13 protein-coding genes are annotated in these 11,986 nt (G+C 59.8%); 4 read left to right on the top strand and 9 right to left on the bottom strand.

Annotated features, from left to right (window positions below; genetic code table 11):
- Positions 1-43: 43 nt before the first annotated feature.
- A complete protein-coding gene (locus ACFVHU_RS04925; protein WP_388022769.1) occupies positions 44-559 on the top strand; it encodes a GNAT family N-acetyltransferase in 516 nt (171 codons plus the stop codon).
- 81 nt (positions 560-640) lie between these two features.
- Here the strand turns inward: ACFVHU_RS04925 and asd are convergent, their stop codons facing one another.
- From asd to ACFVHU_RS04880, 9 genes are all read right to left on the bottom strand, one after another.
- Positions 641-1,759 (bottom strand): aspartate-semialdehyde dehydrogenase, encoded by a 1,119-nt coding sequence (gene asd, locus ACFVHU_RS04920; protein WP_388022767.1) that lies wholly within the window; start codon positions 1,757-1,759, stop codon positions 641-643.
- A 112-nt stretch (positions 1,760-1,871) separates the two neighbouring features.
- Positions 1,872-2,099 (bottom strand): NF038396 family protein, encoded by a 228-nt coding sequence (locus ACFVHU_RS04915; RefSeq protein ID WP_105656882.1) that lies wholly within the window; start codon positions 2,097-2,099, stop codon positions 1,872-1,874.
- A gap of 7 nt (positions 2,100-2,106) precedes the next feature.
- On the bottom strand, positions 2,107-2,682 hold the full coding sequence (locus ACFVHU_RS04910) for a dihydrofolate reductase (RefSeq protein ID WP_105656881.1): 576 nt from the start codon (positions 2,680-2,682) through the stop codon (positions 2,107-2,109).
- Entirely contained in the window at positions 2,679-3,488 is an 810-nt protein-coding gene (locus ACFVHU_RS04905) for a thymidylate synthase (protein ID WP_105657074.1), read from the bottom strand. Before ACFVHU_RS04905 ends, ACFVHU_RS04910 begins: the two co-directional genes overlap by 4 nt.
- A 109-nt stretch (positions 3,489-3,597) precedes the next feature.
- The gene (locus ACFVHU_RS04900; RefSeq protein WP_388022762.1) at positions 3,598-3,927 is read right to left on the bottom strand and encodes a GNAT family N-acetyltransferase; all 330 of its coding nucleotides are present in this window, start codon (positions 3,925-3,927) and stop codon (positions 3,598-3,600) included.
- Between the two features lie 139 nt (positions 3,928-4,066).
- Positions 4,067-5,074: an NUDIX hydrolase gene (locus ACFVHU_RS04895; RefSeq protein ID WP_105656879.1), complete on the bottom strand. Its 1,008-nt coding sequence runs from the start codon at positions 5,072-5,074 to the stop codon at positions 4,067-4,069.
- Positions 5,074-7,290 carry an RNA degradosome polyphosphate kinase gene (locus tag ACFVHU_RS04890; protein WP_332502981.1) on the bottom strand — a complete coding sequence of 739 codons (2,217 nt, stop codon included), beginning with the start codon at positions 7,288-7,290 and terminating at the stop codon, positions 5,074-5,076. The genes ACFVHU_RS04895 and ACFVHU_RS04890 overlap by 1 nt, the downstream gene beginning before the upstream one ends.
- A gap of 84 nt (positions 7,291-7,374) precedes the next feature.
- Positions 7,375-8,331 carry a mycothiol synthase gene (mshD, locus tag ACFVHU_RS04885; protein WP_133833613.1) on the bottom strand — a complete coding sequence of 319 codons (957 nt, stop codon included), beginning with the start codon at positions 8,329-8,331 and terminating at the stop codon, positions 7,375-7,377.
- Positions 8,332-8,383: 52 nt separating this feature from the next.
- A complete protein-coding gene (locus tag ACFVHU_RS04880; RefSeq protein WP_105656876.1) occupies positions 8,384-9,052 on the bottom strand; it encodes a response regulator transcription factor in 669 nt (222 codons plus the stop codon).
- A gap of 198 nt (positions 9,053-9,250) precedes the next feature.
- Here ACFVHU_RS04880 and ACFVHU_RS04875 point away from each other — a divergent pair, with 198 nt between their 5' ends.
- From ACFVHU_RS04875 to ACFVHU_RS04865, 3 genes are all read left to right on the top strand, one after another.
- Positions 9,251-9,919: a hypothetical protein gene (locus ACFVHU_RS04875; protein ID WP_105661542.1), complete on the top strand. Its 669-nt coding sequence runs from the start codon at positions 9,251-9,253 to the stop codon at positions 9,917-9,919.
- A gap of 266 nt (positions 9,920-10,185) precedes the next feature.
- On the top strand, positions 10,186-10,800 hold the full coding sequence (locus ACFVHU_RS04870) for an FABP family protein (RefSeq protein ID WP_133833614.1): 615 nt from the start codon (positions 10,186-10,188) through the stop codon (positions 10,798-10,800).
- 2 nt (positions 10,801-10,802) lie between these two features.
- Positions 10,803-11,885 (top strand): folate-binding protein YgfZ, encoded by a 1,083-nt coding sequence (locus tag ACFVHU_RS04865; protein WP_105656873.1) that lies wholly within the window; start codon positions 10,803-10,805, stop codon positions 11,883-11,885.
- Positions 11,886-11,986 lie beyond the last annotated feature (101 nt).

Here is an 11,986-nt window from a genome sequence, read left to right as displayed (position 1 = left end):
ATGCCAGCCATCGCCGGAACACGGGAGGAAAACAAGGGTGCACTTGTCATTGCGAAAGCTCGCGCTGGAGGATATCGACCTGCTGGAAGCGAACTTCCAATCCGTGCAGGGCGCCGGTGAAGCCCAGTGGTTCGGCTTCTGGGATACGAACAAGCTGCGCGCCCGTGTCGGCCAGGACCAGTTGATCGGCAACGCCGATGGCGCGCTGGCGGTCTGCTTGGGGGAGCAGGTAATCGGCAAAGTCGATTGGTTCACCGTTTCGTCGTGGGGCCGGGCCAACACCTCGGCCTGCTGGGAAGTCGCTATCGGCATCTTTGCCCAGTACCGCGGCCAGGGCCATGGCACGCAGGCGCAGAAGATGCTCGTCGACTACTTGTTCACCCACTACCCCCGTCATCGGATCCAGGCTACGACAACCGCAGAAAATGCGGCTGAGCAGAAGTGCCTGGAGAAGCTGGGGTTCACCCGCGAGGGTGTCATCCGCCAAGCGCAGTGGCGCGCCGGTGCGTGGCATGACCAGCTGATCTATTCAGTACTCCGGGATGAGTGGGCCCACTAGAGCTCATCCGCAGGGGAAATGGCCAAGCCCAGAACAGAAATTTCTGTTCTGGGCTTGGCCATGGCTTTGCCTCGGAGGTGCCTAGAGGCGGCCCTGGGCGATAGCGAGCATGCGGCGCAGCGGCTCGGCAGCGCCCCACAGCAGCTGGTCTCCAACGGTGAAGGCCGAGATGTACTCAGGACCCATTTCCAGCTTGCGGATACGGCCGACCGGGATATCCAAGGTACCGGACGCCGCGACCGGAGTCAGCTGGTCCATGGTGGCTTCCTTCTCGTTGGGAACGACCTTGGCCCACTGGTTGTCTGCTGAGAGCAGCGACTCGATTTCGGAGACTGGCAGGTCTTCCTTCAGCTTCAGCGTCAGTGCCTGCGAGTGCGAGCGCATGGCACCGATGCGGACGCACAGGCCGTCCATGAAGATCTGCTTGTCGCCGGGGGTCTGCAGGATCTTGTTGGTCTCGACGCCTGCCTTCCACTCTTCGCGGGACTGGCCGTTGCCCAAATCAGCGTCGATCCATGGGATCAGCGAGCCGCCCAGTGGTACGCCGAATTGCGCGGCATCCAGGTTTCCGCGCTGGGTTTCCAGGACCTTGCGGTCGATTTCCAGGATGGCGCTGGCTGGATCGGCCAACTCGCTGCCCACCGACGCATTGATGTCGCCGAACTGGGTGAGCAGTTCGCGCATATGGCGTGCGCCGCCGCCGGAAGCGGCCTGGTAGGTCATCGCGGTGCCCCACTCGACCAAGTTGTTCTTGAATAGCCCGCCCAAGCCCATGAGCATGCACGAGACGGTGCAGTTGCCGCCGATGTAGTCCTTGACGCCAGAGGCCAGGGATTCATCGATCACGGCTCGGTTGACCGGGTCCAAAACGATGACCGAATCATCATTCATGCGCAGCGAGGACGCCGCATCGATCCACAGGCCGTCCCAGCCGGACTTGCGAAGCTCGGTGTGGACCTTGGTCGTGTAGTCCCCGCCCTGGGCAGTGACGATGATCGGCAACTTGGACAGCGTTTCAATATCGAACGCGTCCTGCAGCGGCCCAGCACCCTCAGCGAATGCCGGGGCGTTGCCGCCGGCATTGGAAGTCGAGAAAAATACCGGGTCAATCTGGACGAAATCGCCCTCGTCGAGCATGCGCTGCATCAGCACGGAACCAACCATGCCTCGGTAACCTACAAAACCAACAGATGAAGTCATGTCTCCATGGTAGGGGCGTTTATCCGGCAGAGCCCGGTTCGTTACACCAGTTAAAGCAGAATCACACCCAAGCCCCAGCAGGGTTCAGGCGTGACTCGGTGCAGCGAAAGTTTTACTTTTCCTCAAGCAGCAGCTTGCGGTTCTTGATCGCCCACATGGCGGAGAAGATAAAGATCTGCGTCGGGACCAGCAGCATGATCAGGCCGAATACCTTGTGGCCGCCGAGAACCATGAAGAAGCCGAGTACGGCCACCACCAAGGCCAGCAGCGGGAAGAGCATGTATCCGAGAATGAAGAGTGCTTCGGGGTGCTGCTTGAGCTCTCCGATGTATTTTTTCATGGTCGTTCTAATCCTTTTGGCGAAGCCAGGTTTCAAAGCGGTAGCGGGTACCGGTGGAGGAAGTGTGCCAGTGGGCCGCTTCCGAATCTAGGGACGGATCGGATGCGCCCAGAGCGAAGCCAGCGGTGAGCTTCGGTGCGGAGGTATCTCCAGCAGGGGAGGCATCGAGCTTGGTAATCACCGCGACGTCCAGCAGCGCCAGTGCCTGGGCATAGACCTTTCCGCCGCCAATGATCCATACTTCTTCGCCGCCGGCGCTGCGCTGTGCCAACGCGATGGCTTCTTCCAAGCTGGAGACGGGGAGTGCGCCATCCTTGCGCAGCTGCGCGTGGGCATCAGCCTGCGTGGTCAGCACGATGTTGGTGCGTCCTGGCAATGGACGGAACTTCGCCGGGAAGGAATTCCATGTGGCACGACCCATGATCACTGGATGGCCAGCGGTCGTGCGCTTGAAATGGGCCAGGTCCTCGGGAACGTGCCATGGCATGGCGCCGTCAGCGCCAATAATGCCGTTCTCGGCTTGGGCCCAAATGGCGCCAACCAGCGGTTCAACGTCGTGTGCGTGGCGAGGCTTGGGAGTCATACCGCTACGGCTCCCTTGATCGTCGGGTGGTGCTGGTAGTCATTGATGCTGAAATCTTCCAGCGTGTAGTCGAAGATCGACTCGGGCTTGGAATTGAAGCTGAGCGTCGGGTATGGGTAGGGATCGCGGGAGAGCTGCTCCTTGACCTGTTCCAAGTGGTTGGTGTAGATATGCACGTCGCCACCAGTCCAGATGAACTCGCCTGGCTCCAGATCGAGCTGGTGGGCAAGCATGCGCGTGAGCAGTGCGTAGGAAGCGATGTTGAACGGTACGCCCAGGAACATGTCTGCACTGCGCTGGTAGAGCTGGCAGGAGAGCTTGCCCTCGGCCACGTAGAACTGGAAGAACACGTGGCATGGAGGCAACGCCATATTCTGGATCTCTGCGACATTCCACGCCGAGACGATGTGGCGGCGGGAGTCCGGATTGTTCCGCAGCGAGTCGACCAGCTGGGAGATCTGGTCAATGTGGCCGCCATCGGGAGTTGGCCAGCTGCGCCACTGGACACCATAGACCGGTCCGAGTTCGCCGGCTTCGTCAGCCCATTCATTCCAGATGCGCACGCCCTGGTCCTGCAGCCACTTCACATTAGATTCGCCGCGCAGGAACCACAAGAGTTCTGCTGCCACGGATTTGAAGTGCACGCGTTTGGTGGTGACCAGCGGGAAAGAATCCTTCAGATCGAAGCGGATCTGGCGGCCGAATACCGACAGCGTTCCAGTTCCGGTGCGGTCTTCCTTGGAGGCGCCGTTCTCCAGCACGTCTCGAAGCAGATCTTCATAAGGGGTTGCGATTGGAGTCGTCATCTTACCTGTCGTGCTGGTGGTCGGCGCTGGCATATTCACACGTCCCAGTTTAGATCAAACGGAAAGCTCCTGGAACTAAGCGCATTGATGATGCTGCTCGCACTCGTGCCTAGCTCGCAGCCACCATGTCGTTATACTCCGGGTAGCGGCGCAGGTAGTCCTGGACGTAGCTGCACTCCGGAATGATCTTCAGCCCCTTGTCGCGGAACTTGTCCAGAACCAAGGTCACCAGCGCGCGAGCGTATCCGCGACGGCCGAATTCCTCATTGACTATGGTGTGCTGGATGGTGGCGATGCCATCTTCTTCGTAGTAGCCGAGGAAACCGATAAAAGTGGAACCGTGCCACAGCGAATAGCGGCCGCGGCTGGCATCGTGATCCAAACGCAGTCCATGGTGCACAATCTTCTCGACTGGCTGGTTCGGTTGCTGGGCAGTCATGGCATTACCTCATTCTTGGCTGTGACGTGTCTCCTATTCATAGTCTTATCCCTAATCGGAGGCAGATGCAACGGCTGGTGCCACGCCCTGAGAGAACACTGAAGCCCGGCATGCAATGCCGGGCTTCAGCCGCATCAGGCTAATCGTGGTACGGCGTATGAATCTCAAAGGAGACAATTCGCGGGCTGCCGGATTGGACCTGCTGCGCAACGATCAGGGACCCCGGTTCCAAATAGGGATCCTGGTCCGGCAGGGCCATGGCCAGTTCGTCAGTGGAGTTCTGGGCAAGAACCTCCAACACGAAGGGCAGCACCGGGCGATGGGTGCAAATCACCTGGGAACGGTACTTGTCGAAGAGTTTTTGCACGGCCTTGCGTGCCCGCTCCGGATTGCGTGTCGCCGCATGTTCGGTCAGGGCTTTAATGCTCTTGAGCTTCAAGGCGTGCAAGGCGGCATAGGGAGTGATCGTCTGGACGCACCGCATCCACGGGGAAGAGGCCACGTGCATCGGCTTCCATGCTTCGAGCATCCGGGAAACTGCCTGCGCCTGGCGTCGCCCCGTCGCCGCCAGCGGGCGGTCTCCTTCGGCACGAGTCCAGTTGCCACGAGGCTTGGCCTTGGCATGGCGGACAATGAGCACCGGGTGCGTATCGAGCACGCCGGCTTCATAGGCCAGGACCAGATCGGACAGCGGCTGGTTGTCCGTGGCAATGGACAGCATTTTGGCAGCCTTCTTGGGACTGGTCCAAAGAGCCTCGTCGCATTCCGCGCCATCAGGCTCAATTACCGTCTGCGCATCGGTCTTGGCTGCCCAATAGTAGACAACCTTGGTTTTCTGACCCACGGAGTAGGCGGTGGCTGAAAGCGGGATGCCCAAGGTGATGCGCAACCCGATTTCCTCGCGGACCTCGCGCAGCGCACACTCGGCGATGGATTCACCCTGATCGAGTTTGCCCTTGGGCCAGGACCAGTCATCGTACTTTGGGCGGTGGATCAGGAGAACTTGGAGTTTGCCGTCCTTCACGCGCCAGGGGATTGCCCCGGCGGCCACGATGTCGTATTCGCCAAGGCGGATTTCCTCGGCATCTGCAGAACGGATGATGTCACGAGCCCTGGTGCGGGTATCGCGCAGCTCTGGTTCGGTCACTAGCTATTACGTCCACTGTTTCGTCGGCGGGCATGTTCTTCAACTAACCAGAATTGGACGTCCGAGAGCGCCTTGCCATCCTCGTCCTGGTAATGGCGAATCCAGTCGCCATCGGAGTTCAGGTGCCACGAAGCGGTCTTGTCGTCCATGTAGCGGGCCAGCAGGGTGATCATGCGATCAATGTCCTCCTGGTTGCGCAGCGAGACCAGGGCTTCCACGCGACGATCCAGGTTGCGGTGCATCATGTCGGCGGAGCCGATGTACACCAGTGGATCTCCGCCGTTTTCAAACATGAACACGCGGCTGTGCTCAAGGAACCGGCCCAAGATGGAACGTACTTCGATGTTCTCGCTCAGTCCCGGCACTCCCGGGCGCAGGGCGCAGATGCCGCGAACGATGACTTCCACCTTGACCCTTGCCTGGCTGGCCCGGTACAGCGCATCGATGATGGCTTCATCCACGATGGAATTGACCTTGATGACGACCTTTGCCGGCTTGCCGGCCGCGGCGTTGACTATCTCCTTCTCGATATGCGCCAGCAAGCCGGTGCGTACCGAGCGCGGAGCAACCAGCAGGCGGTTGTAGGTCGAGCGCGGGGCGTAGCCCGAAAGCTGGTTGAACAGCTTGGAGATATCCTCGCCAACTTCGTCGTCGCAGGTGAGCAGGCCGAAGTCTTCGTAATACCGCGCGGTGCGCGGGTGGTAGTTGCCGGTGCCGATGTGGCAATAGCGGCGCAGCTTGTCGCCTTCGCGGCGAACCACCAAGGAGAGCTTGGAGTGGGTTTTCAGGCCCACGATGCCGTAGACCACGTGCACGCCCGCCTGTTCCAGCTTGCGCGCCCAAGAGATGTTGGCCTGCTCGTCGAAGCGGGCCTTGATTTCTACCAGGGCCAGAACCTGCTTGCCAGCTTCGGCCGCATCAATCAGCGCATCGACGATGGGCGAGTCGCCGCTGGTGCGGTACAGGGTCTGCTTGATGGCCATGACCTTCGGATCAGCTGCGGCCTGTTCCAGGAAGGCCTGCACGCTGGTGGAGAAGGAATCATAGGGATGGTGAAGCAGGATGTCGCGGCGCCGAACGGCCGCGAACACATTGGCGGCTTTGGCAGTTTCTGATTCGTTCAGGTAGTTCGAGGTATGGCCAACATGCTTGGTGTAGTGAAGCTCTGAACGGTCCAGCGACGCGATAACGCCCAAACCGCGCAGGTCCAATGGGGTGGGAAGCTTGAAAACCTCGTCCTCTTCAACACCGAGCTCGCGGGTGAGCAGCTCCATGATTTCAGGGTTGATGTCATTGGCGACTTCCAGGCGAACGGGAGGACCGAAGCGGCGGCGCAGCAATTCCTTCTCCAGCGCCTGCAACAGGTTCTCTGCATCGTCCTCTTCAACTTCCAGGTCCTCGTTGCGGGTGACACGGAAGAAGTGGTGCTCGACGATTTCCATCCCCGGGAACAACAGCTCCAGGTGCACCGCAATAAGTGCTTCGAGCGGGATGAACCGGGCCGTGCGCAACGAAGAGTGCGCCGCGCGGGTGCCGTCGATGCTGATCAGGCGGGCGATGGTGTCTGGCACCTTCAAGCGGGCAAAGAGTTCCTTGCCGGTCAGCGGGTTGCGGACCACCACAGCCAGATTCAGCGACAGCCCGGAGATGTACGGGAATGGGTGAGCAGGGTCAACCGCCAGCGGAGTGAGTACCGGGAATACCTGGGAAACAAACCACTTGGAAAGCAGGTCACGCTCGGATGCCGAGAGGTCTTCCCAGGTGGTGATGCGGATACCCTGCTCGGCCAAATCGGGGTATACCGAGTCGGCGAAGACTTTGGCATGGCGGGTCTGCAGCGCGTGGGCCGAGGATAGCAGCAACTCCAACTGGTCTATAGGGTTCATTCCGTTAGCCGCCGGCACCGCCAGTCCAGCGTGGATGCGGCGCTTCAGCCCGGCAACGCGCACCATGAAGAACTCATCAAGGTTCGAGGCGAAGATGGACAGGAAGTTCACCCGTTCAAGCAAGGGCAGATCGGTGTCTTCGGCCAGCTCCAGAACGCGGGCGTTGAAATGCAGCCAGCTGAGCTCACGGTCAAGGAAACGCTCATTTTTGAATCCGCCATCAGGATGCAGATCCGGTAGCGAATCTGCTGGCTCTATACGATCTTCATTGACCTTCGAGGAAGGAACATCACGTAGCTGAGTACCAGTTTCCTTGGGGTAGCTATTCATCGGCTGAACTCACTTCTTTCCTGCAAGTGGACGCTAAAGACACCGCTGGCGGCAGTCGCGATAAATCAGGGACTGCCGGTACCCCTAGTCTATCTTCTGCGGACCGTACATAATGTCCGCATCCCAAAGTGTGAAGCCCAGCGAGCGGTAGAGCTTAACTGCAGCTTCATTATCGGCATCCACGTACAAGATCACCGCATCGACGCCCAGTTCCAGCAGGTAGTTGATGCCGGTGGTGGTCAAGGAACGGCCCAGGCCTAGTCCCTGCGCCTCGGGAACGACGCCGACAACGTAAACCTCGCCGGTGGGGCGGACCGCGTCTGCGGTAGCAGGATGGATCTTGGTCCAGTGGTAGGCGAGCAGATTCTCCTCCGCGTCAAAGGCCAAGAAGAAGCCGGATGGGTCGAACCAGTCCTCGGACATGCGCGCTTCGAGGTCATTGAGGGTCAGCGAACCTTGCTCGGGATGATGCACGAAGGACTTGGCGTTAGCTTCCAGCCATTGCGGCTCGTCCTCGCCAACACGGAAGGTGCGGACCGTAATCCGGCGATCAATCGCAGGCTCTTCAAGGTAATCGGTGCCTTCGCGGCGCATCCGGAACAGCTCGCGTACGCGGTCCAGGCCCACACCTGCGGCCAGCTTCTTGGCCGCATCGTGGTCGCCGTGCGCCCACGCCTGGATCTTCGAGAGATCCAGCAGCTCACCGAGCTTGCCCAGCAGGGCCCGGCCAATGCCAGCGCGGCGATGCTCGGGGTGGACTACCAGTTCCAGGACCCAAGGCTGATCCGGGGATTCCCGAACCGCGATGGCAACGCCGGCCAACGTCGACTCCGCGCCTTCGCCGGCTTCAGCCAGCAGGGCAAGCAGATTCTGGCTAGGCTCATCGGCTGCCAATGCCACCAGGGTCTGGTCGCTCAACGGCGGGTTGCCATCGGCTTTCTGCGCATCGAGGGCTAGCTGGCGCACGTCGGATAGCGCCCGTTCATCAAGCTCACCGGGGACGTGCTGGATGGAAACAGTGTTCTGTGGCAGTTCGCTCATGCATTTCACGATAGTCGTAAAATGTGCGAAGTGGGTAGGAGTTATCTGAAAGTTATGATTCGGTGTGAAAGCGGTAGCCGACGTTGCGCACCGTTCCGATGAGCTGTTCATGATCGGTGCCGAGTTTCGCGCGCAAACGTCGCACATGCACGTCTACGGTACGGGTGCCTCCGTAGTAGTCGTATCCCCACACTTCATGCAGCAGCTGTTCGCGGGTGAAGACTCGGCCGGGGAACTGTGCCAGGTACTTGAGCAGTTCGAACTCTTTGTATGTCAGGTCCAGCATGCGGTTATCGATACGGGCGGTGTAGCTCAACTCATCGATGCGCAGGCCCGAAGTGCTTTCAGCGGCCACCGGTGCGGGGGCGGGAACCGTGGCTCCGGAGAGCATCAGGCGGATGCGTGCATCAAGCTCGGCAGGGATGGCGGAAGGCAACAGGAAATCAGTCGCAAACCAATCCGAGTTCAAAATGCCCAGTGCGCCTTCGCTGACAACCAACAGCAAGGGCAGATTCAAATTGGCGTGCAATAACTGCGCCAGGGAGCGCGCCGGAATGAGATCTGTACGGGCATCGAGGATGACCGCATCGCACTCAGGGATTTGGCTCAGCGACTCCGTTGTTGCAGGGAAGAAAGAAATCTCGTGCAATAACAGTTCGAGTGCCGGAAGAACTTCAGCGGCATTTTCGGCATGATTACTTAATAGCAGTAGGTGAGCCAATCGGTCTTCCTCCTGCCAGATAGTTGCGAAAAAATCACTTTTACGTGTCACAGTATAAGGAATGAATCAGTTGAAGCACGCATGTGAACACGCAAGTGCGGACACATTACCGTCAGGAATCAGAATTTGAGAATCAAGGTTTTATTCAGTGGACTCGTTGCAGCGGCACTGCTTGTCGTTGTTGCAAGTCTGGATTCGATGAGCTGGCTGATGGGTGTGCTCACCGCGGTCTTGCAGCTGATTTTCGCCTATACCTGGCCACGAATGGTCCGCTCCGATGCGCCATGGCCGATCACCATCATCTTGGCGTTGTGCTCTTTGGCGGCTACGGCTTCGACCATGTTCATGCCAGGCGGGTCGGTGATGTCACATAGTGTCGAAGCAATCGCCGTTGGCGTGCTTCTGGTATTTATCAGCCAGGTATTGCGCGGGGCAGAAGCCGAAGGCCGGCTGGCCGGTGTGGTTTCTGGCGTGACCGGCATAGTTCTGGGCGTGCTGGGTTCCGCCTGGGCCGCTAGTGCTTATGTGCCCTACGGCTTTGGGCTGGCCGTCACAACCGTGGTCGCTCTGCTTGGGGCTGGTGCGGTTGCCGTTACCCGCCTGCCAAACCGGATGACCATGATCCTGGCGCCTGTGGTCGCTGCCGCATTGGGCGCGGCCTCCAGCGCGCTGCCAATCGATATGCTCTGGTACCAAGGGGCGACCCTGGGACTGCTGACCGGCTTGCTGGTGGGTTCATTACGGGCATTGGCCTTGGTCAGCCGCAGCGTACGAAACATGAGTGGAATCCTTGGCCTTGCCTGCGCCATCTTGCTGATGAGCGGTGCGGTCAGCTGGTACGCGATGGAAGTGCTGGCTTTCATTTAGCGGTGAGCGGTTCAAATATGATGCTAGCTGCGTCACGCGTGTCGAAGTTCTCCTGCCTCCCGCGCTAAGATGAAGCCATGAATGAAAATTACCTTGCAATCGAAATTTTCTTCCAGGCACTTGTAGTGATCGCCGGTCTCGGAATGGCTGGGTTCGCAGGCTTGGTAGTGAAGCGCCTCTTCCAGGGCCAGAAGTAGAAACAGCGCACACAACAACGTGTGCGCTGTTTTCATTTCATCACTAACTGACTTAGGAGCGAGTAGTCCATGGCTTTTGACCTACCTACGGACCTCACCCCGGAACTTGTACCTTTCGCATGGCTCATCGGCACCTGGGAAGGTGCTGGCCGTCTTGGCGAAGGCGAAGCCGAGGACGAGTTTTTCTGGCAGCAAGTCACCTTCCGTGACGTTGGCGGGCCGTACCTTGAATACCGCAGTGAAGCCTGGCTGACCGAAGCCGATGGCACGAAGCTGCGGATCCTAGCCGTTGAAACCGGCTTCTGGTCCTTGGACCGTGAACAGCAGGAAGCCGATGCCGGTCCTGGCATGGAGCCCGGTGACATCTTCCCGGTACTGCGTTCGGCCGACGATGTGCAGAAGCTGCATACCGAAGACGGCTTCAAGATCCAGGCGCAAATTGTCCGACCAGACGGCATCTCAGAGTTGTATTACGGCCTGATTAATGGACCACGCATTCAGCTGGCCACCGAGAGCTTGCTGCGCAGCAAGAACGCCCAAGCTTACGCGTCCTCAACCCGGATCTACGGTCTGGTCAATGGCGAGCTGTTCTGGCGCTGGGATGTTTCCAAGGGCAATATGGATCTTCAAGCGCACGCCTCGGCGGCGCTCAAGCGTGTCACCTCGGAAGGCACGGTGCACTAATCATGGCCACTGAATACCGTTCGGTCCTGCTGGACCGTGCTGCTGCAGTGGAAGCTGGCGGCGTAGATGCCGGCGTCGCAGCCCACTACGGCGCTCCTACCCGCGAAGCTCGCAAACTCGCTGAGGGCCAGGCAATTGCCGATCTGAGCCACTTCGATGTCGTGGAGATCCGCGGCGAAGACCGCCAGAGTTGGCTCGATACGCTCAGCAGCCAGCGCATTTCCAGCCTGAAGCCAGGAGACAGCACCCAGACGCTGCTGCTTTCGGTTCAAGGACGCATTGAGCACGAAATGAAGGTGCTGGCCACCGCAGATCGCTTGCTGCTGATCGTTGAACCTGGTGCCGGAGCAGCGTTGGCGCAGTTCCTGAACTCAATGCGCTTCATGCTGCGCGTTGAGGTCAATGATCTTTCCGAGAGCTATGGCGTATTGGCGGCTACCCGCAAGATTGGCACTGCCGGGAGCCTGGTCTGGGAGAACCCATGGCCCGGAATCACCGACGGTGGTTGGGCCTATTCCCGTGAGGATCACCCGGGCAAGGAACGTCCGTGGTTCTTGCATATCGTGGAGTTGGAGCAGCTTGCCGTCGCAGTAGCTGACGAAGAGCTGTCAGGCATGATGGCTGTCGAGGCCTTGCGTATCGCCGCGTGGGAGCCGCGCTTCGGTGCCGAGATAGACGACAAGACCATTCCCCACGAGTTGGATTGGCTGCGTACCGCGGTGCACATGGACAAGGGCTGCTATAAAGGCCAGGAAACAATTGCCCGGGTGCACAACATCGGCCACCCGCCTCGTCGCATGGTTTTCTTGGACCTCGACGGTTCCATGCACACGCTGCCTGCCACCGGCGCCGAAGTGAAGCTGGGGGAGCGCACGGTTGGCCGGATCACTTCCGCGACTTTGCACTATGAAGCCGGGCCAATCGCCTTGGCCGTGGTCAAGCGCAACGTTGACCCGGAAGCGGTTCTGTCCGTGGTGGACGCCGAAACGAGCTACCCGGCAACGCAGGAAGTCATTGTGGCGACCGACGCCGGCCAGGTCGCTGGGCGCTTTACCGGGTTCCTGAGAACCCCGCCGCAAGGCTAAAGGCCAAAGAGAAGGGCGGGGGGGGGGGGTTTGTGGTTAACCCAAGACACACAACCCCCCGGGGTGTGTAGATGGGGGCCGGGGCCGAACGCGCCGCGCGA

This window comes from Glutamicibacter sp. NPDC127525, assembly GCF_042672105.1.
GTDB lineage: Bacteria > Actinomycetota > Actinomycetes > Actinomycetales > Micrococcaceae > Glutamicibacter.
This window is presented reverse-complemented; position numbering and strand designations above follow the sequence as displayed.

Coding starts and splice junctions, on each gene's coding strand:
- asd (WP_388022767.1), bottom strand. CDS start 1,759: ATGACTTCATCTGTTGGTTTTGTAGGTTACCGAGGCATGGTTGGTTCC.
- ACFVHU_RS04915 (WP_105656882.1), bottom strand. CDS start 2,099: ATGAAAAAATACATCGGAGAGCTCAAGCAGCACCCCGAAGCACTCTTC.
- ACFVHU_RS04910 (WP_105656881.1), bottom strand. CDS start 2,682: ATGACTCCCAAGCCTCGCCACGCACACGACGTTGAACCGCTGGTTGGC.
- ACFVHU_RS04905 (WP_105657074.1), bottom strand. CDS start 3,488: ATGACGACTCCAATCGCAACCCCTTATGAAGATCTGCTTCGAGACGTG.
- ACFVHU_RS04900 (WP_388022762.1), bottom strand. CDS start 3,927: ATGACTGCCCAGCAACCGAACCAGCCAGTCGAGAAGATTGTGCACCAT.
- ACFVHU_RS04890 (WP_332502981.1), bottom strand. CDS start 7,290: ATGAATAGCTACCCCAAGGAAACTGGTACTCAGCTACGTGATGTTCCT.
- mshD (WP_133833613.1), bottom strand. CDS start 8,331: ATGAGCGAACTGCCACAGAACACTGTTTCCATCCAGCACGTCCCCGGT.
- ACFVHU_RS04875 (WP_105661542.1), top strand. CDS start 9,251: ATGAGCTGGCTGATGGGTGTGCTCACCGCGGTCTTGCAGCTGATTTTC.
- ACFVHU_RS04870 (WP_133833614.1), top strand. CDS start 10,186: ATGGCTTTTGACCTACCTACGGACCTCACCCCGGAACTTGTACCTTTC.
- ACFVHU_RS04865 (WP_105656873.1), top strand. CDS start 10,803: ATGGCCACTGAATACCGTTCGGTCCTGCTGGACCGTGCTGCTGCAGTG.